Here is a 21,197-nt window from a genome sequence, read left to right as displayed (position 1 = left end):
GTATGTAACGATATTGAAAGGGTGAGAATATGATTTCAATACTTGTAGTAGATGACCATGTTGCAGTAGGATTAGGGACGAAGGCGTTAATTGAAAAATACGATGAGATGAATGTAGATGTAGTACATGATAGTATGGAAGTAGAAAAAAAAATTAAGAATCAAAAATATGATGTTTACTTAATTGATCTACAAATGCCAAATATAAACGGTTTAGAGTTATCTAAGAAAATATTAAAGATACATTCAGAGGCATCGATCCTTATTTTCACAGGATTTGATGTATTTGCACATTATAATTTATTAATAGATAATGGGGTTCTTGGTGTATTGAGTAAAACTTCTTCTGAGGAACAAGTGATAAATGCAATACGTCATGCAGTGAAAAAAGAAGTTGTTTTACCTTATCAATTAGTTAGGCAATTGAGAATAACAGAAAATATATCAAATATAAGTATAGAGGATGGACCTGAAAGGGCAGTATCTTTAAATGAAGAAGAGAAAAAAATCCTAGTTGAAGTAAGTAAGGGGAAAACAAATAGAGAGCTTGCCGAAATATTAAATTTAAGTCAAAGGTCGGTAGAATATAAATTAACTGACATATTTCATAAGTTACAGGTGTCATCAAGGATGGAAGCAGTACAAAAGGCGCAAGAACTAGGGATTATTTATTCTTTAACAATATGAAGCAATTAGGACCGGTTATATGTGTATAAGTGTAACTTGTTTATGAAAGAGATAGATTTATATAGAACAAAATAAAGTTTATTTCGTTAGGCATAAGCTCAATATGATATTGGTTTATGCCTTTTTTATTTATGTACTATGGATAATTTTTGGTTTTTCGCGCGGTTTCCCGCAAAAATAAATGCGTTCCCCCGTGCGTACTTTTCGTTTATGTATTTCAAGAAAATGGTTAACATTATATGTAGAGTTGAAAACTTAGTTGTCTTACTTAATGGATATAGACTAAAAAAAAGATAAATTGAAGTATTTAATTATATGTGTTTTAAGTACTTTAGTGAATAAAGAAAGGAGGAAAATGAAGATATTGAATAAAAGAAAAAAAATAGGGCGTATTTGTTTAGCAAGTACGATTATGTTTACACAACTAAGTACATTAGATGCTTTATCAAGTACAGCTTATGCAATTGAAGATAATCAAGAAATAAAATTATTGTTACAATCTGAAAAGAATAAAGCTCAGGTAGATGAAGAAATAGTATTAAGAATAATGGAATTGAAAAAAACTGGTGATAAAGTTGAGATTGTAGTGCCAGAAGGTATGGAGTTTGATGAAGAGGCGACTAAAGTATTGAATGAACGCAATGGCACGTCTGAAAGAATTCGTTTAATAGAAAATGCGGTAATTCAAATTGAAAAAAATTCACAAAGTAAAGCTTTAGATGTAGTACGTTTGTCGGTGAAAGGAAAAAGGCCTGGAACTTATAAATTTGAGACGAAGCTAAAGCAAGAAAATCAAGAAGTTCAATCGAAAATAAATCCGATAGTACATATTACTGAAAATACAATGGTGAAAGGGACTTTTGAAGAAAAGAAGTCTGACATCATTCATCAAAGTGATAAAGAAGAAAAAAGCGAAAAAAATGTGGGAATCCATAATGAAGAAGGCACTGGGCTAAAAGAAGGACGCATTGAAGAAAACAAAAAACATGTCGTGAAACAGAAAGAAACAACTCAAGTAGAAATAGAAAAAATAATTGATTCAGAAAAAACACATGTTGAAGAAGTGAAAAATGAAGAGATAGTGTCTAATGAAATAGCGACTATAGAAAATGTAGAAGAGCGCCTAGAGAATCAGGAAGTAAAACATGCTGTAGTAAATGGCACAGTAGATGTTTATGATGATAAGACATTTAGAGAAGCGTTGAATGATAAGAATGTTTCAAAGATTAACATCAAAAACAACTTTACTGTAAATCACCCTGCATATGGTTTTCTCACTTTTCCAGTTAGATCAGATTTGGTGATTGAAGGAAATGGTCATACTGTTGACTTTGGAGGGCTATGTGGGATTTTCACAGCTACTGTGGCGAATAAAATGAATCTTACTATACAAAATATAAATATTCTTGGAAGTAACTGGTATGGTCCGTTTCGTATGGATGCCCCTGCAAACTCTAACTCTGCTGTTATAAAATATGAAAACTTGAGTTATATAGGACCGCAGTTAACGTGTTCTTATAATGCGGATGTTATATTTGCTGGTAAGCTGAATGTTCAATCGGTTGAAAAATACACGTCATTAGACGGAAAATCTATTCTAACTACCGGTACAGATACACAGCAAAATGTTGAAGCGACAAATGTGAAATTTCTTGAAGGTACTCATTATACTGGTAGCACTAAAAAATCAGCAGTATTTGGGCTATTTAATGGTGGAACAGTAGATGTAGGGAAAGATGCCATTATTGATGTTTCAGCATCTGATACTGGCGGAGAAAATCCGCAGGCAGTAATTGTAACGCAAGGGCAGTTTATAATCCATGACGGTGCAAAAGTTAACGTGAATACAACTTCAACTAGCAATCGAGGCGGAATACGTGTTGAAGGAACAAATTCGGGGATTACTGTAAAAAAGAATGCGGAGTTGAACATTAATACAAAAGGTAATCTAGGTTACAATGCGCTTTATCTAGGACCAAGTGCAAATCTTAAAGTTGCTGATAGTGCGAAATTAACTGTGAAATCAGAAAACACATCAACTTCTACGCAAGCAAGTGTATATGCAGGGAATGGAAGCTCTTTTATAATTGGTGAAAAATCAACGTTCGATGTACATTCCGATGGAACTGGATCAAAAAACCTTATTTATATTGGTACAAATGCAAAGTTCCAATTCGCAAATGCTGAAAGAGTAAATTTGGCATTAGATAATTCTCATGCATCAAGTAGGCTAATTTATATGTATGGTGTAAGTGGAGTATTAGATGTAGATGTACAGCGTGTAAAAGCTTGGAAAAATGGTGTGTCAATCGATGATGATGATAAACCAAGTTACATCTGGAATCCGATGTATGGAATGCAGGTTAAATATAATTATAGTGACGTTAGAGAAGCAGTAGGGAATTCATTAACTGAAAAAGTACAAAATGATTTCCGAGAAAACTTCCGAACGCAAAACTTTAAAAGAGTACTATTTGAATATATTCCAAATGTAGCAGTTTCTATTGATAAATTAACAGATAATCAGAATAAAGAAAACAGTCATATTATTACGGGTGTTACAAATCCAGGTGCGCTAGTGCGTTTATCAGGAGACGATGCAATTCCAAGTCCAACAATTGATTCTTCTGATATAAATATTTCTGAAAAGTATCACGTAGTTGCTGATAGTGAAGGGAAATATTCATTTACTTTGCCTAAAGGGAAATATTTAACGGCTGGAAATACAGTAAAAGCTTTCTCGTATTTAAATGGTAAATTTGCTGAGTCGAAAACAATTGTTAAGGATGAAACAGCTCCAGAAAAGCCTACTCTTGAGGAACCAATTAAAGATATATCCGAAAAGTTTCAAGGAAAAGCTGAACCAAATTCATTCGTACATATTTATAGTGAGGATGTGCTAATTGGATCGGTGAAAGCAGATGCTAACGGAGTATATACATTTGTAATACCAGAAGAGAAAAGACCTTTAGTTCCTGGAACTAAATATTATGTAACAGCTACAGATGCAGCAGGAAACGTAAGTGAGAAATCTGATCTCGTTAGCGTGAAAGATACAATGCCACCGACAGCTAATCCGGTTACTCAAGTAATCAAAATTGGTGATGATTTATCGGGTAATGCGAAAGATTATGTAACGAATGTAAATGATAATGCGGGTATTTCTGATAGTAATCTTTCTTACAAAGTTACGAAAAAACCAGATGTATCGAAAATAGGATATGTTGAAGCTGAAGTTACAATAACGGATGCGGCTGGAAACGCAACGAAAGTGATTGTTCCTGTATTCATAAAAGATGATCGGGTTACGATTGGAAATGAAGCTGCCCTACAGGCGAGGGATTTCGTATCTGTTGTAGATGATGTGCCGGCAGATGTGGAACAGTTAAAGCAGTTTATATTGAAAGAAGCAGAAGTGAAGGCGTGGGAACTTCCAGTCGGAGCTGATGTTACGAAGGAAGTTCAAATTGTAGATATAGGTGGTTTAACAAACCAAATCGGTGATTACACTGTAGCTTTAAAAGTTAAAGATGTTGAAAGAAAGATTAAAGTAAGTGTAATTGGTGGGAATCTTGAGCTAATTGATGTGCCACAAAGTATTTCGTTTGGTAATGTAAAAGTTCAATCAAGGGAGAAAGTCTTTAATCGCAGTGGTATGAAAGGAAAATTAATTGTTTCTGATAAACGTAAAGATAAGACTGAGTGGCAAGTTTATGTAAAGCAAACAAGCCCATTAATGAATACGGACAATGATATATTACCGGATTCGATTATATATAGTACAAATGGCATTGATACCGTATTAAATGAACAGTCTTACTTAGTTACTACTCATACTTCAACGAATAATGAAGATGTTTTGTTTGATTGGAAGGATGACGAAGGGATTCGCTTACGGGTTACTTCAGGTCCAAATATAAAAGTAAATAAGAGCTATAAAGGTGAGCTTGAATGGACGTTAACGAATGCTCCAATTTAAAGTGAAATATCTAGAAGCTAGAATGTAGATATTAAATTTAGAAAGGAGATAGTGTAATGGTGAAGAAATACGTCCTATTACTGATGATACTAGTAGTACCGGTGTTTCTCTTTTATGAAGAAGTATTGGCAAGTAGCATGAATTCAAAAGCAGGAATTACTTTTTCAAATAGTTATAATCCGTCAGAAATTGAGGATCCATTGATTCCAGATGGATCTAAAATAGTCGTTAATATATCAGATGACCGGATTACTAATAAGGTGTTGCCAAAAACAGGCGGACAAACCTCACTTATTTTGCAGTATGCAGGGGTTGGTTTATTGATAGCAGCCTGTATAACATTATTTCAAACTAGGAAAATAGAAACAAAAGTTTCTATTAAATAAATTAATTTAGTGGAGGTAAATGATGAAATTAATAAAATTAGCATTAGCAGGAGCAGTATCACTTTCAGTGCTTGCAGGGGGAACACAAGCATTTGCAGAAGAAGCAGCTTCAATGAAGTCTGTAACGGATGTAATCTTTACAGAAAATGAAGGTATTACGGGACCGGTGGATCCAACGAACCCAGATGAAGTAGTTGAGCCAATTGTAGATCCAGAAAATCCAGACGATACACATGAGCCAGGAACCAACGGCCCGTTAAGTATTGATTATGTATCTAATTTCCATTTCGGAAAACAATCGATTTCTGGTCATGATAAAGTTTACTATGCTGAGTTAGAAAATGTAAAAACAGCATCAGGACAAACAAAAAAAGTGCCAAATTATGTACAAATCACAGATAACCGTGGTACAAACGTAGGATGGAAACTGACGGTAAAACAGGATGATCAATTTACAACTGCAGACGGTAAAAAGTTGGATGGTGCTGAGATTAAATTAATGAATTCAGTTGTAAACTCTGCAACAGATAAAAAATACGCGCCAACGGCAAAACCTGTAACGTTAAATCCAGACGGATCAGCACAAGATGTAACAAGTGCACAACAAGGTCAAGGTATGGGAACATGGACAACTGCATATGGTCAAGATGTTGAACAAGCTAAAAACAGTGTTAGTTTATCTGTACCAGGTACAACAGAAAAGGTAAAAGATGCAAAGTATAAAACGACATTAACTTGGACTTTAGAGGATACACCGAAATAATTTCTGAATATTGAAAATAAAAAGGGCGTAAAAGGAGAACTAATATGAAATTTACAAAAGTAGCAGTAGTAGGAGCATTCGCATTAACAACATTAGCGGGAGGAACATCAGCTTTCGCAGAAAAAGATGGTGGAACGTTAAATTCAAAAGCTTTTATTCAGTTTGAAAAAAATACAGATACGGTAGATCCAATTAATCCAATTAATCCGGATGAAGTAGTAGAGCCAATTGTAGATCCAGAAAATCCAGATGATACACATGAGCCAGGAACCAACGGCCCGTTAAGTATCGACTATGTATCTAACTTTAATTTTGACAAACAAAAAGCATCTGGTAATAACGAGGTGTACTATGCAAAATTAGATAATGTGAAAAATAAAAAAACAGGTGCTGAAAGTGAAGTTCCAAACTTTGTACAAGTAACAGATAATCGTGGTACAAATGCAGGGTGGAAATTAACAGTAAAACAAAACGATCAATTTAAAACTGCAGATGCTAAAGAGTTAACGGGAGCTACTTTAACGCTGAAGAACGGTACGTTAAATTCCGCAGCCGGTAGTAAGGCACCAACAGCTGCACAAAATATCGCTTTAACTCCAGGTCAAGCTTTTGATGTTGCGACAGCCCAAGAAGAAGAAGGTATGGGAACATGGACGAATTCGTTCGGTGAATCAGTAAAAGATGGCGAGAAGAGCGTTGAGTTAAGTGTACCGGGTAAAACAAAAAAAGAACAAGCTCAGTACACAACTTCTCTAACTTGGGAATTAAAAGACGCACCAATGTAATAGAAGCATTTAAGAGAAATAACGAAAGAGATAAAGCTGTTTTTCAGTCTTTATCTCTTTCGTTTGTATATTAAACTATGGAATATGTGAGGAATATAGTATGAAATATGTAAAGAAAATTATGAGTTGTTTATTGGCTGTAGCGATTTGTATAACTGTTTTTAATGTGAAAGTAGAAGCAGCTGAAATGAAATTTGCGGTAACGGCGGTCATTCCAGAAAATCAAGTGGATAAAAACCAAACATATTTTGATTTGAAGATGGAACCAGGACAAAAACAAACGCTGCAAGTACAAATGAAAAATGATACAGATAAAGAAGTAGAAGTAGAGACATATGCGAATACCGCAATTACAAATAATAATGGAATCACTGATTACAGTGTAGTGAATCTACAGTTTGATTCTACATTAAAGACCCCGTTTTCAAAAATTGCGAAAGTACAAAAGGAGACAAAAATTCCAGCGAAAAGTACAGTAGTATTAAATGTGAATATTGAAATGCCTACAGAATCATATGATGGTGTGATTTTAGGTGGTTTATACTTTAAAGAAAAAGAAGATGAAGAAGATAAGAAAAAATCAGAAGGTGTGCAAATTAAAAATAAGTATGCATATGCTATCGGTGTTGTATTAAGAGAAACGGATGCAGAAGTAAAACCAGATATGAAATTAAATGAAGTAAAACCAGGTCAAGTGAATGCGCGTAATGTAGTGACAGCGAATTTACAAAATATAAAACCAGCAATGTTAAAGAATTTAAGCGTAGATGCAAAGGTATACACTGAAAAAGGTAAAGATATACTACATGAAACGAAAAAAGAAAATTTAAGAATGGCACCAAATTCTAATTTCGATTATGCAATTAGTTGGGACAATAAAGCTTTAGAGCCAGGAACATACCGTCTAGAAATGAAAGCAACGGATGGTGACCAGAAATGGGAGTGGACCAAAAAATTTACGATTGAAGGAAAAGAAGCACAGAAGTTAAATGATACAGCTGTAGAGGCCAAAAAGGATTATACTCTGTACTATATTATAGGTGGAATTTTATTACTTGTAGCACTACTAGTTTTAGTATTCTTGCTAGGAAGACGCTCTAAGAAAAAAGATGGCGAATAAGAATAGCAAACGATATATATTGATGATGTAAGTACTATTAAGAGAATGATAGCATGATACAAAACACTGTTAAGAAATAGTGTTTTGTATTTTTTTTATAAAGTATTTGAAAGAAAGAGAATATTAGTCAGAATGGCCAATTTATAGATTCGCAAGGTCGTAAATTAATAGGTTTGAAAATTATGTTTCGTAAATGAAGTGCCTTAAGAAATATATATAAATCTATATTTTGTAAAAATTACATGATTTTAGAAAGCGCGTATAATATACGGGTGTGAAAGAGAAGGGTATGTAATATAACAATATTATTATATGATTTTTAAAATGTGCACTGCGTTATGAATGGGAAAAGAGGTCGATACAAGATGCGAATTGGAAAAAAGGTGATAATTGTTATGATAATAGCAATTATCAATATTTCTTTATTATTTTCTAATCTCAATGTACTAGCGATTGAGGGTGTAAAAGAACCGCTTAATACGTTTCAAAATGATGATATTCACATTCAAGTAGAGGTATTAAATAGTAAAAAAATGACTTTAAAGTATACAGTTTCTAACATTGGTGAAAAAGAAATTCAAAATCTATCTTTGAAGCATATTAGTGAAGAAGAAAAGGGAATACACTTTATAAAACAATCATTTACGATTAATGGAAAGAAATTAATAGGTGATGAAGTAGATACGTTTTATAAAGAAGAAAAACTAGCAGGTAGTAATATGTACGCTCGGAATATCCAAGGACTACATATAAAAAGTAAGGAAAGTATAGATATTGTAATAGGTGCGAAAGAATTAAATAAAGAACAATCTCCGAAAGTGATTATTGAACAGAATGGTCAAGAGGTTGGTCATCTATTTATACAAAATAAAGTATTTACAGAAGAGAAAGGAACAAAAGATGAAAAGGAACAAAAGATTAGAGAAGAAGATAAAGAGAAAACAATAAAAGAAGAGAAACAAAAGGGTAGAGAAGAAGATAAAGAACAAACAGTAAAAGAAGAGAAACAAGAGATTAGAGAAGAAGATAAAGAACAAACAGTAAAAGAAGAGAAACAAGAGGTTAGAGAAGAAGATAAAGAACAAACAGTAAAAGAAGAGAAACAAGAGATTAAGGAAGAAAATAAAGAAAAGCTAGAAGTTGTAGAAGAAAAAAAGCAAGATGAAAACCTTGTGTTTTCTAATTCAATTCCAGTTAAGCCAAATGGTGGATTCGATACACCTATTTATGAAGAACGCCTAAAAGGGAACTTGGTGCAAACTGGAAATGTGACTTTAGGATTAGAGAAGGATCGATATACGAGAGGATCTATGGGAAGAAGAACAGATAAGTACATAGTGAATGTCGATAATGATAAGAGCACTTTTAACTCGTCAACCGGAGTACTTCCTCCAGTTCCTCAAAGTGGTAAGGTGAAAAAAGCGTATTTATTTTGGACGGCTGCTATGGGAGCAAAAGGGTATCTAGATGGAAAAAGCATAACAGATTTACAAATACAACAGCCTGTAAAAATTAAATCGGAAGATGGAAGCTATAAAGATGTATTTCCTAACAGTATAAGGAAAGAAGTAGGTTTACCGTATATTGGATCTTATTTTGCAGGTTATAACGGTGATGCTTATGTTGCATATGCTGATGTGACAAATGCAATAGAAGATTATAATTTAAATAAACCAATTACGGTCGCTAATATTCCGCAACTTTCAAATACAAATGGTACTGGTTACTACTGGGGAAATTGGAATTTAATTGTTGTTTATGAAGATCCAAAAGAAACAGTAAAAGACATGCAAGTTTGGGAAGGATTAATCACGCAAAGAGGTTATGATTGGACGCATATTAATATAAAAAATATCAATACGCCAAAAGAAGGCAACTTTAAAGCAAAATTTAGTTATTACGCTTCTAACGGTACGCCAGCAGAGAATGATGTGTATGGAAAAGATTACGCTACATATGACTTTGGAAAAGGTAAAGTTAATGTCAAAAATCATCTTGGAAATGCAGAAGATGCGAATGATGGTAGTATGACAGAAATACAAACAGATGGTACAAATGAATTAGTTACTAAAAAGTATAAGGGGTATAATCCAGACTGGACGAATTCATTTGCAACGGATATACATACGTATCATCTAGAAGGTCCGAATCAAATTGCGAATAACTTAAAGGATGGAAAAATTAGTTTTAAAGCATATAATGCGGCTGGAAATATTTATACGCTAAATAATGTTACTTTTGTTGCTGAATATGATTCTCCCAATTTAATCGTAACGAAAAAAATGTTGAATACAGAAGGCCAAGAAATTAACAGTGTTAAAGCCGGACAAGAGTTTTTATATAGAATTGAGATTAAAAATAATGTATCAAATCCGCTGGCAAAAGCATTAGGTGTACAAGGATATGATAAGCTAGATGATTATTTAGAATATATTCCAAATAGTATAACGCATGAGACACATAATGGTGTAGAGAATAGAACGGATCAACAAAAGGATGATCAAGTAGATGTGATAGGTGGGAATGAAATAAAATATCGCATCGGTAAGGGAGCTAATGCAGAGCGTGGAGGAACTTTAGATGTGGGTGCAAAGGAGGCCATTACATTTAAAGTGAGGGTAAAGCCAGGTTCTAATATTACGGAAGTGAAAAATACAGCTTACGTATCCGGGAAGGATGTATTAAATAACGCAATACATGTATCAGATAGTGTAACCGGGCATATTGTAGTTCCAGATATTCCAGCAGGTGATTTAAGGTTAGTTAGTGTACCTGATACGATAGCATTTGGAGAATTAACGATTCCTTCTAAACCAACAATATATTCTCCTTCGCAAATTAATGGGAAGCTTGTCGTACAGGATGATCGACCTGAAAAAAATGCGTGGAAGATATACGTTAAAGAGACAGAGCCGTTAACTTTGGACGGAAAAGAACAGCTAATTGGTGCCATGAGGTATGTAAAGGGCAGTCAGCAATATACGTTAGGTGAAACGGCTGTAGAAGTGGCTGCGTCTATTTCAACGAATAACGAACCGACTGAAGTAGCTTGGAATGAAGAAACGAATGGTATCCGATTATTTATTGAGCCTAGCCCGCTTATTAAAGTTGGTATGGAATATAAAGGGAAGTTAGAGTGGGTGTTAGCAGATACGCCGATGTAATAAGTTGCGGTATTCACGCAAGAAAAAATGCGTGAATGCGAGAGGAATATTCGGTGATACAAATGGAAGAATATAGTATAGTTACATTAAAGGCAAAATAAACTCGCGAGGACTAGCAGCTTAATATATTGCCTTTTATTAGGGTGTATAGTCGTATTCAAGTATATACTAATTAATAACAATCAATATAAAGAAAATTATTTGAAAGACAGTCAATTATTTTAAGACACGGTAAAAAATTGCTGTAATAAGTTATTAGTATTGCATTGTTAAAAGAGTAATTTAGGGTTGAGTTACTCCAATTGATAAAAATCCTATACTTTGTCAATATAGTGATTTTATCGTCCATTATTTGTTGTTATTTTGCGTTTGTTGTTTTTGCTTGGCCTCCTTTAAGGAGGCCTTTTTTTTATGGGAAACGGATGGAGTATATCCTTACACATAATAAAGCCTCTTTACAATTTTCATATGTTGGTGACTATTTTAAAGCGGAATGTATGATCTAACATGTATTATCACTTACTGAAATACTCAGTTTTAATGTTCTTTTCCTTCAAAAACTTTTCAATCTCTTTTTGCTTTCTACCATTAGCTTTCTCAAAGCGCTTTGTAAAAGAAAAATCAGTTTTGAATAAGTTACCATCTTGAGCGAGTTTGTCTAATTCTTGATCTAGTTCTACTGAAAGTGCTGTAGATGATGAAATAAATTCATATATTTCTTTTGAAGGCTTTTTGTAATCATCAGGGATTGTATTGTTACTAATAAAATTATGGAAGTTTGTATCATTTTGTTTCGCTAACTCTATTAGTTTTTGTAATTTTTCTCGGTCAGATTCAGTGATATTTTCATCGGATGTAGTGGATGAAAGTGGAACGATGTTTTCGTCTAACTCTCCGCTATAATTTAAATAACTTTTTATATTTTGTTTCATTTCGTCTTCACTAATATTTTCATTTTTCTTTGAGGAACTAAATATATTTTCTGGAACTTTAATAGCAACATCTTTAATAGATTGTACATCGTTTTCTTCCTTAGGTTGTACACTGTTTGAACAAGCTGATAGAAATAACATTGTAAGTAACATGAGTGGATATAAAATATACTTTTTCATATTAATCTCCTTTTATATTCATTAGTATCTTTGTAAAATAGCTAAATTCCATTTTAAATACTTAACTAAAAGTGAGTATATATGTTTTATTAATTGATAAGATATGACGGATATTAGTAAGCCGATGCAAAAAGCTATAAATACATTATAAACATCGGAATAACTGATTTGATGAAACCCTTTAAAGAATCCTAATCCTATTAATAAGATAGGTGAAATAATTAATAATGGTGTAGCAATTATAAGTGCTAGAAGAAGCGGTAATAGAAAGAGTAATACGAAAAATGCGATAATGATAAATATAAAGTTTAAAACACTTAAGCTCATAACAGAAAACAGTGCTGTCATAATATTTTTTAGGCTGCGCCTATTGTCAGCATTGCTTATTGCATATGAAACATTAAGTTCTTTAGCGATAGCTTTAGGGTTTCCTAGCTTTTTAGAAATTTCCTCTTCAGATATTCCATCTTGTTTACCACTAATAAAATGAGTTTCGTACTCCGAGATAATATCCTCCTTTTCTGAATTAGACATATTCCATAGGGAAGAACTAAGTTGCTTTAAAAATTCACTTTTGTTCATAACAATCACTTTCCTTTATAAAATGATGAATTACAGCTGAGAATCCTATCTTTTTTCTAAACAGCACAATCTGTATCTTCCTTTTGAAGGGGGATATACTAATTGTAAATGACATTCCAAATAATGGGTGTTCCATTATTTACAAATATATCACTTACTATTATTCTTTGCAAGGTACTGTAAAATTGTTAATAATGTGAATGGATGGAAGTATTTTTGTACATTTTTAGGAGAGATATAAAAATGTTATTTTAAGATAAACAAAAGGTTGTAAGCGTATTCTTTGGATGTTGTCAAAATAATTTCAAATTCATATTGTTGGAAAAATAATGCATTTGTAATATAATGATAACGATACTTCACCACATTAATTAACTAGGTGAAATTAAAGTCTTTATTACACACATTATGAAATAAAGGGATGATTAGTTTGAGTACAGGTGTAAAAGCAAACGACGTGAAGACAAAAACAAAAGGAGCAGATCTTGTTGTTGATTGTTTAATTAAACAAGGTGTTACACATGTTTTCGGTATTCCAGGAGCAAAGATTGACTCTGTATTTGATGTATTGCAAGAAAGAGGACCAGAGTTAATCGTTTGTCGTCATGAACAAAATGCAGCATTTATGGCAGCTGCTATTGGTAGATTAACAGGGAAACCGGGCGTATGTCTTGTAACTTCAGGACCAGGGACATCAAATTTAGCGACAGGTCTTGTTACTGCGAATGCGGAGAGTGATCCCGTTGTTGCTTTAGCTGGTGCAGTACCGCGTACGGATCGATTAAAACGTACGCATCAATCTATGGATAATGCTGCACTATTCGAACCAATCACAAAATATAGCGTAGAAGTAGAGCATCCGGATAATGTACCAGAAGCACTATCAAATGCATTTCGAAGTGCTACCTCCACAAATCCGGGAGCAACTTTAGTAAGTCTTCCGCAAGATGTTATGACTGCGGAAACGAATGTAGAGTCTATCGGTGCGCTTTCTAAGCCACAGCTTGGAATCGCTCCCACACATGATGTTACATATGTAGTAGAAAAAATAAAATCAGCGAAATTACCAGTTATTTTACTCGGTATGAGAGCGAGCACAAATGAAGTGACGAAAGCCGTTCGTAAATTAATTGCAGATACAGAACTTCCTGTCGTTGAAACGTATCAAGCAGCTGGTGCAATTTCGCGTGAACTAGAAGATCATTTCTTCGGCCGCGTTGGATTATTCCGTAACCAACCAGGTGATATTTTACTAGAAGAAGCGGATCTTGTTATTTCTATCGGTTATGACCCAATTGAGTATGATCCGAAATTCTGGAATAAACTTGGAGACAGAACGATTATTCATCTTGATGATCATCAAGCGGATATCGACCATGACTATCAACCAGAGCGTGAATTAATTGGCGATATTGCCTTAACTGTAAATAGCATCGCAGAAAAATTACCGAAACTTGTATTAAGTACGAAATCAGAAGCAGTGTTAGAACGATTACGCGCGAAATTATCAGAACAAGCAGAAGTTCCAAACCGTGCTTCTGAAGGTGTTACGCATCCGCTTCAAGTCATTCGCACACTTCGTTCTTTAATTAGTGATGATACAACTGTTACGTGTGACATCGGTTCCCATTCTATTTGGATGGCGAGATGTTTCCGTTCTTATGAACCACGTAGACTATTATTTAGTAACGGTATGCAAACGCTAGGTGTTGCACTTCCTTGGGCAATCGCAGCTACTTTAGTAGAACCAGGTAAAAAAGTAGTTTCCGTATCAGGTGACGGTGGTTTCTTATTCTCAGCGATGGAGTTAGAAACAGCAGTACGTTTAAATTCTCCGATCGTACATCTTGTTTGGAGAGACGGCACATATGATATGGTTGCATTCCAACAAATGATGAAATACGGCAGAACATCAGCTACAGAGTTTGGCGATGTTGATCTTGTGAAATATGCGGAAAGTTTTGGGGCGTTAGGTCTTCGTGTTAACACACCTGATGAATTAGAAGGGGTATTAAAAGAAGCATTAGCAGCAGATGGTCCTGTCATTATTGATATTCCAATTGACTATCGTGACAACATTAAATTAAGCGAAAAATTATTACCAAACCAATTAAACTAATGGAGGCAGATTTGAGATGACTGTTGCGCAATTAATTGATATTGATGCAAAAAAAACGAAAACGAGTAATGAAGTATATCAAACATCTACAATGCTTGCGCTATTAGATGGTATATATGATGGTGTGATTAGCTTTGAAGATTTGAAAAAACATGGTGATTTCGGCATCGGCACATTTGATCAATTAGATGGTGAAATGATTGCATTTGATAATGAATTTTATCATTTACGTTCAGACGGTTCAGCAGAAAAAGTAGAGCCAGAAGAAACAACGCCATTTGCGACTGTAACGTTTTTTGAAAAAGAAATGAGTTATACGGTAGAGCATCCGATGAATCGTGAAGAAGTTGAAGCGTTATTACATGAATTAATGCCAAGTAAAAACTTATTTTACGGTATTCGAATGGACGGTACGTTCCGTGAAGTAAGGACGAGAACTGTTCCAAGACAAGAAAAACCGTATACACCGCTCGTTGAAGTGACGAAATCACAACCAATCTTTTCATTTGAAAATACAGAAGGTACGCTTGCTGGATTTTGGACACCAGATTATGCGCAAGGTATTGGGGTAGCTGGATTCCACTTACATTACATTGATGATGAAAGAAGCGGGGGCGGACATGTTTTCGACTATGTTATAGAAAACTGTACGATCCAAATTTGTCAAAAAGCTCATATGCATTTAGCACTTCCAGAAACAGCTGATTTTATGGCGGCTGAATTATCAAGAGAAAATTTAGAGGATAATATTGCAACTGCGGAAGGTGCAGAGTAAGAGGGAAAGACTGTTCCATTTTGGAACAGTCTTCTTTTATTCGTAATGTTATTATTTGGCGATAAATCGATATTTCTTGTCGAACCGTTGATATATTGTAAGTTACGATAGATATATTCGAAAAATCGTTGATATCGCTTACTTCTTTGAAACAAACGGATGCCCCTCATAATAAAATCGCCACGGATAATGAACAGCTTCTTCTGCATAGTCGATGTTAATACGGGGCCCCGCCGTTACTTTATATTGTGATGACATGTGTTCTTCTTTTGGAACTAATTCAATATGTAACGTATCACTTTGTAACGATACGCCGCGTTCTTTTAAAGTGATGCCAAGTGCACGGCATAGTTTGCCAGGACCGTTTGTTAAGTTTTTATATTGCACTTTTGTAATGTCTGTTTTATTGAAGCGCGCTAGTTTTATTTCTTCAATACCGTCTACTGGTTCAAGTGCTCGAATGAGAACACCTTGTGGGGTGCCAACTGACGCTGTAATAACGTTAAAGCAATGATGCATACCGTAAATTAAATATACGTAAGCATGCCCTGGTGCACCAAACATAACTTCTGTGCGATCTGTCCGTCTGCCTCCGTAACTATGTGCGGCCTTATCATCTGGGCCTTTATATGCTTCTACTTCTACAATGATTCCGCTTCGCTTTATTCCGTCTACAATATGAACAAGTTTTTGTCCGAGTAATTTTTTTGCGACTTCTAACGTATCGCCTTCATAAAAGGAAGGTGGTGCCTGCATTGTACTATCTCCTTTGCTAAGTGTATATGTATATAGTAAACCAAATTTTCAGTAGTAATTCTAACTCGTTCTATTTGCTACATTTATTTCATAAATTATGGATAGAGTACAACAGCGAAGAGGGGGAGTGCGACATGATTTATCGCTTACTAGCTCTTAATATAGATGGGACACTACTATACAACAATGGAAAAATTGCAAAAGGGTTAAGAGAAACAATTGAATTTGTGAAAAGAAAAGATGTATACGTTACGTTATTTACGAGTCGTAATTTTCAATCCGCTCATAAAGTAGCAAAGGCGTTAAAATTAGATTCTATATTAGTGACACATGGTGGTGCTTTCGTTTCAGCAACTTTAGATAAGCCGTACGTTCAAAGGAGATTATCTGAAGAGAAGACTTTTAACATTGTGCAAGTGTTAGAGCACTTTGATTGTAACGTACGTATTTCTCATGAACGGTTTTCGATAGGAAATCGTGAGAGAAATACACCAAACTTAATTGCGCGCACTGTATTATCAAGCGCAGATCCGTTATTTTATCCAGTTCAATTTGTAGATTCGTTAGGTGACGCGCTTCGTGACCATCCGGTAGCGGCGCCAAAAATTGATGTTATTTTCCAAAGTAAAGGTGAAAAAGAACGCGGACTAAATACATTAAGAAAAGCGTTCCAAGATATTGAGTATGTTGAATGTGATTTAAAACGAATAGAAATCTTGCCACAAAATGTATCGAAGTTACGCGGATTACAATTGCTTGGAGAGCATTTAAATATTTCGCTAAATGAGATGGTTGCGATTGGAGATAGTATGGAAGATTTAGAGGTTATTGAAAACGTGGGACTTGGGGTAGCGATGGGGAACGCACCTGTAGAATTAAAGCAAGCAGCAGATTGGATCACACGTTCAAATAGTGAGAACGGTGTAGAGTATATGATTAAAGAGCATTTCCGTAAGCAATTCCCGCTTCCGTTTTTGAAGAATCATAAAAATACACCGAAACAATGAAGGGAAAACGTAGCTTTGTGGCTACGTTTTTTTATTGAGCTTATTAAAAGGAATGAAAACGTTTTAAATTGTGAATTGTGTATGGTATTCATACAATTCACTTGAATCCTCCAGAAAACTAATGTAAAGTGGATGATGTTGCCAAAACAGTTACACCACATGAAATATTCTTCAGATTAATTTTATTGGGCTCCCATACGTAAAAGTATTTCCGCATGATACTTTAGTTCACGTATTATTTCAAAAATGAATTGTAGCAATTTTATTAAGTAGTTGTAGTGTTTCTTTGTTTTATTTAAATGGATTATTTTAAGTTAATGTGAGTAAGGTTTGGTACATATGATATGTACTTCTTTTTGTGGTTTTAGGAAGTTTAAAAGGGGGAATGAATTTCTTGAGGAAATCATTTAATCAAAAAATTAAAAAGTTAAGTAGTAGTTTAATAGTTGTATTACTAATATGTATGAATTTTTTAATCCATTTACCATTTAAAGCAGAGGCAGCTACAACAGAATTAAAAGGTTTAGGTGATGTATCTTATTACAACGCCATCATTTTTGGAGATCATAGTGCAACGAGTGCGGATATTGAAGGTGCGATGGCTGTTCAGAAAAATATGAACGCATCAAGTTATACAGTCGTAGCGGCTGCAACTGGAGCAAATAACTTAGCTGGAGCAACTTGGGTAGATGAAGGATATCCATCATTATTACTAGGCGGTCAATTTACGAAAGCGGGAGCAGGACAAGTAATTATTCAAGATGGAACAGTGGCGATGACAAAAGACGGTGACCCAGATGGCGCAATGAAAACATCATATGACCGTATCTCTTATAAAGAGCAAGCGGAGATTGATGCTAAGTTTAAAGAATTTAGAAAAGACGTTGATGGTGTAATTGGGGATGCAAGTAAACTACACACTGATAAGCCAAAACTTAATATGAGCTTTGGAATCGGTGAAGATGTAAACAACCCTAATATTTATGTCTCTTCAGGCCAAACTGGAAAGAAAGCATTTGATGTAAAAGACGTTTTTCTTCCGAATGTAGAGAATAAAGACTTTATTGTTATTTATTCAGATGCAGAAGAAGTGAGTTTTGGTGGCGGTGCAATTTTGTATGATACAAGAAATACTGGGATGGCAACGGATTTAATTAATACATCTCAAGCATACGATCCTAATTCATCTTTTACTGAGTTAGCTAGTAAGGTAATTTGGGTATTTCCTAATGCTACAAAGATAACAACTAAAGGTTATGGTGTAGTAGGTAGTGTGTTTGCACCTAATGCAGTTGTAGAAACAAAAGGTGGTTCTATTAATGGACAAGCTTATGTTGGAGGATTACACCAAAGAGATGGTTTTGAGGTTCATAACTTTAAATTTAACTGGCCAAAGTGGAATAAACCAGCAGCTGAAAAAGGACATTTACAAATTAAAAAAGTTGATGAAAACGATGAAAACATTGTTTTAAAAGACGCAAAATTTGATGTTATAGACAAAGATAATAACGTTGTGGCTACTGTTACAACAAACGAAAAGGGTATTGCGGAAGTTAAAGATTTACCACTTGGTGACTATTTTGTAAAAGAAATAAATGCACCAGAAGGATATATAAAAGTTGATACACCAGTCAAAGTAACAATTGATAATACAAACGTAATTGAACTTGTTATGAAGAATACGAAAAAAGTAGAGAATGGCCAATTTAAATTATTGAAAAAAGATAGTGAATCTGGTCAACTTCTACCAGGTGCAAAATTTGATGTTATCGATAAAGATGGGAAAGTTGTGGAGACAATTGTTACAGATGATAAAGGTGAAGCCTTATCGAAACAACTTCCAGTTGGAAGCTATACATTAAAAGAAGTAGCAGCACCGAAAGGGTATGAATTATCATCTAGTTCAGTATCTGTTGATGTAGAGGCTAATAAAGTAGTGACTGTAGATGTGGTGAATAAAAAGATCCCCGAAAAAGTAACAGGTCAATTTGAAATTGTGAAAGTAGATGCGGAAGACAAAACGAAAGTATTATCAGATGCAGAATTCGAAGTGTATAAAGATGGTAAAAAAGTAGATACGTTACGAACAGATAAAACTGGTAAAGTAGTTTCTCAGAAATTAGAGCCAGGAAAGTACACATTAAAAGAAACGAAAGCACCACAAGGATATAAGTTGTTAAAAGAAGAAATTGAAGTCGTTGTGGAAGCAAACAAAGTAGTAGAAGTACAAGTAGAAAATGCGAAAGAACTAGGAAGCTTACAAGTAATCAAAAAGGATGCAGAGAGTGGGAAAGTTCTAGAAGGCGCGCAATTTAGACTGAAGAACGAAATTGGTCAAGTAGTTGGAGAGGCGAAAACAACAAATAAAGCTGGTGTTGTAACATTCGAAAACTTAGTGCCAGGAAAGTATACGTTGGAAGAAACGAAAGCGCCAGAAGGTTATAAGGCGTTAGAAGTAACAGTGGACGTAAACGTTGTAGCGAACGAAGTAGTAAAACAAGAGGTTACGAATGAAAAAGTAACAGGTCAATTTGAAATTGTGAAAGTAGATGCGAATGATAAAACGAAATTGTTATCAGGTGCAGAATTCGAAGTGTATAAAGATGGTAAAAAGGTAGCGGAACTGAAAACAGATGAGAGTGGAAAAGTGATGTCACCGAAATTACCGCTAGGTGAATACACAGTGAAAGAAACGAAAGCACCAGCGGGCTACAAGCTTTCAAGTAAAGAATGGAAAGTAACAATTCAAAACGAGAAAGAAGTAGTAAAAGTAGTGGCAGAAAACGAAAAAATCTTAGGTTCTCTACAAATTATTAAAATGGATGATAAAGATCAAACGAAACGCTTAGCAGGAGCAGAATTTACATTGAAAGATGCGAAAGGAAATGTTGTAAAAGAAGAAATTACAACAGATAAGTCTGGAACGGTTAAAGTAGACGGACTTGTGCCAGGTGAATATACGTTAGAAGAAACAAAAGCACCAGAAGGTTATGAGTTAACAAAACAAATAATTCATGTAACAGTTGACGGTGAAAAAGTTGTTGGTGTAAAAGTAATGAACAGTAAGAGCTTTGGTCAATTCGAAATCGTAAAAGTAGATGCGGAAGATAAAACGAAAGTATTATCAGATGCAGAATTCGAAGTGTATAAAGACCGCAAGAAAGTAGATACATTACGAACAGATAAAGCAGGTAAAGTAATTTCTCAGAAATTAGAGCCAGGAAAGTACACATTAAAAGAAATTAAAGCACCACAAGGATATAAATTGTTAAAAGAAGAAATTGAAGTCGTTGTGGAAGCAAATAAAGTAGTAGAAGTACAAATAGAAAACGCAAAAGAACTAGGAAGCTTACAAGTAATCAAAAAGGATGCAGAGAGTGGGAAAGTTCTAGAAGGCGCAGAATTTAAACTGAAAAACGAAGCTGGTCAAGTAGTTGGAGAAGCGAAAACTACGAATAAAGACGGTGTAGTAACATTCGAAAACTTAGTGCCAGGTAAGTATACGTTAGAAGAAACAAAAGCGCCAGAAGGCTACAAAGCAGTAGAAGTAACAGTAGAAGTAGACATTGTAGCAAATGAAGTAGTAAAACAAGAAGTTATGAATGAAAAAGTGAAAGAAGAAATTACAGGTCAATTAGAAATTACAAAGGTAGACGCTAATAATACAAATAAAATATTAGCAGGCGCAGTGTTTGAAATTTGGAAAGACGGAACAAAAATCGACACATTAACAACAAATAAGAGCGGTAAAGCGACTTCTAAGAAGTTAGAACCAGGAGATTACACTTTAAAAGAAATCCAAGCGCCAGAAGGATATACTTTATCCGATAAGGAAATGAAATTTACGATTTCTAATGAAAAAATTGAATTTGTAAAACTTCAAATTACAAATAAAAAAGATACAGAAAAAGGTCCGGAAAAACCAGGTGAAGGAACAGAAAAACCAGGTGAAGGAACAGAAAA

Annotated in this window: 14 protein-coding genes; 11 read left to right on the top strand and 3 right to left on the bottom strand. The window is 34.5% G+C overall.

All coding sequences use genetic code 11. From position 1 onward, the window contains the following. The first annotated feature begins 29 nt into the window (after nucleotides 1–29). From C4S65_RS25230 to C4S65_RS35385, 7 genes are all read left to right on the top strand, one after another. The gene (locus C4S65_RS25230; protein ID WP_061667606.1) at nucleotides 30–686 is read left to right on the top strand and encodes a response regulator transcription factor; all 657 of its coding nucleotides are present in this window, start codon (nucleotides 30–32) and stop codon (nucleotides 684–686) included. Between the two features lie 355 nt (nucleotides 687–1,041). After that, complete coding sequence (locus tag C4S65_RS25225; RefSeq protein WP_097960704.1) at nucleotides 1,042–4,665, top strand: pectate lyase-like adhesive domain-containing protein; 3,624 nt, start codon at nucleotides 1,042–1,044, stop codon at nucleotides 4,663–4,665. A gap of 56 nt (nucleotides 4,666–4,721) precedes the next feature. Continuing rightward, on the top strand, nucleotides 4,722–5,051 hold the full coding sequence (locus C4S65_RS25220) for an LPXTG cell wall anchor domain-containing protein (RefSeq protein ID WP_061667605.1): 330 nt from the start codon (nucleotides 4,722–4,724) through the stop codon (nucleotides 5,049–5,051). A gap of 22 nt (nucleotides 5,052–5,073) precedes the next feature. Beyond that, nucleotides 5,074–5,814 carry a WxL domain-containing protein gene (locus C4S65_RS25215; protein WP_061667604.1) on the top strand — a complete coding sequence of 247 codons (741 nt, stop codon included), beginning with the start codon at nucleotides 5,074–5,076 and terminating at the stop codon, nucleotides 5,812–5,814. A gap of 44 nt (nucleotides 5,815–5,858) precedes the next feature. After that, nucleotides 5,859–6,599 (top strand): WxL domain-containing protein, encoded by a 741-nt coding sequence (locus C4S65_RS25210; RefSeq protein ID WP_097960706.1) that lies wholly within the window; start codon nucleotides 5,859–5,861, stop codon nucleotides 6,597–6,599. Between the two features lie 121 nt (nucleotides 6,600–6,720). Further along, nucleotides 6,721–7,719 carry a DUF916 and DUF3324 domain-containing protein gene (locus C4S65_RS25205; RefSeq protein ID WP_255301355.1) on the top strand — a complete coding sequence of 333 codons (999 nt, stop codon included), beginning with the start codon at nucleotides 6,721–6,723 and terminating at the stop codon, nucleotides 7,717–7,719. Between the two features lie 395 nt (nucleotides 7,720–8,114). After that, entirely contained in the window at nucleotides 8,115–10,883 is a 2,769-nt protein-coding gene (locus tag C4S65_RS35385; protein WP_225988061.1) for an isopeptide-forming domain-containing fimbrial protein, read from the top strand. A 515-nt stretch (nucleotides 10,884–11,398) separates the two neighbouring features. Here the strand turns inward: C4S65_RS35385 and C4S65_RS25195 are convergent. Beyond that, the gene (locus C4S65_RS25195; RefSeq protein WP_097960707.1) at nucleotides 11,399–11,995 is read right to left on the bottom strand and encodes an NDxxF motif lipoprotein; all 597 of its coding nucleotides are present in this window, start codon (nucleotides 11,993–11,995) and stop codon (nucleotides 11,399–11,401) included. A 21-nt stretch (nucleotides 11,996–12,016) separates the two neighbouring features. After that, entirely contained in the window at nucleotides 12,017–12,577 is a 561-nt protein-coding gene (locus C4S65_RS25190) for a DUF1700 domain-containing protein (RefSeq protein ID WP_001042978.1), read from the bottom strand. A 430-nt stretch (nucleotides 12,578–13,007) separates the two neighbouring features. Here C4S65_RS25190 and alsS point away from each other — a divergent pair, with 430 nt between their 5' ends. Together alsS and alsD are read left to right on the top strand one after the other, a co-directional pair. After that, nucleotides 13,008–14,696, top strand: coding sequence for an acetolactate synthase AlsS (alsS, locus tag C4S65_RS25185; RefSeq protein ID WP_061667599.1), 1,689 nt, complete (start codon nucleotides 13,008–13,010; stop codon nucleotides 14,694–14,696). 16 nt (nucleotides 14,697–14,712) lie between these two features. Further along, a complete protein-coding gene (gene alsD, locus C4S65_RS25180) occupies nucleotides 14,713–15,471 on the top strand; it encodes an alpha-acetolactate decarboxylase (protein WP_000215018.1) in 759 nt (252 codons plus the stop codon). A 138-nt stretch (nucleotides 15,472–15,609) separates the two neighbouring features. Here the strand turns inward: alsD and C4S65_RS25170 are convergent, their stop codons facing one another. Continuing rightward, nucleotides 15,610–16,227, bottom strand: coding sequence for a DNA-3-methyladenine glycosylase (locus C4S65_RS25170; RefSeq protein WP_001148776.1), 618 nt, complete (start codon nucleotides 16,225–16,227; stop codon nucleotides 15,610–15,612). 134 nt (nucleotides 16,228–16,361) lie between these two features. On the opposite strand from C4S65_RS25170, the gene C4S65_RS25165 reads away from it, so the two are divergent. Next, nucleotides 16,362–17,234, top strand: a complete 873-nt coding sequence (locus C4S65_RS25165) for a Cof-type HAD-IIB family hydrolase (protein ID WP_000640414.1) — start codon at nucleotides 16,362–16,364, stop codon at nucleotides 17,232–17,234. Between the two features lie 394 nt (nucleotides 17,235–17,628). Then, nucleotides 17,629–21,197, top strand: a 3,569-nt coding sequence (locus C4S65_RS25160; RefSeq protein WP_142391585.1) for a SpaA isopeptide-forming pilin-related protein, incomplete at its 3' end; no start/stop codon positions are given.

Origin of the sequence: Bacillus sp. ok061 (assembly GCF_900108285.1) — a bacterium.
GTDB lineage: Bacteria > Bacillota > Bacilli > Bacillales > Bacillaceae_G > Bacillus_A > Bacillus_A thuringiensis_S.
Note: the sequence above shows the minus strand (reverse complement) of the source record. Positions and strands in the feature narration are given on the sequence as shown.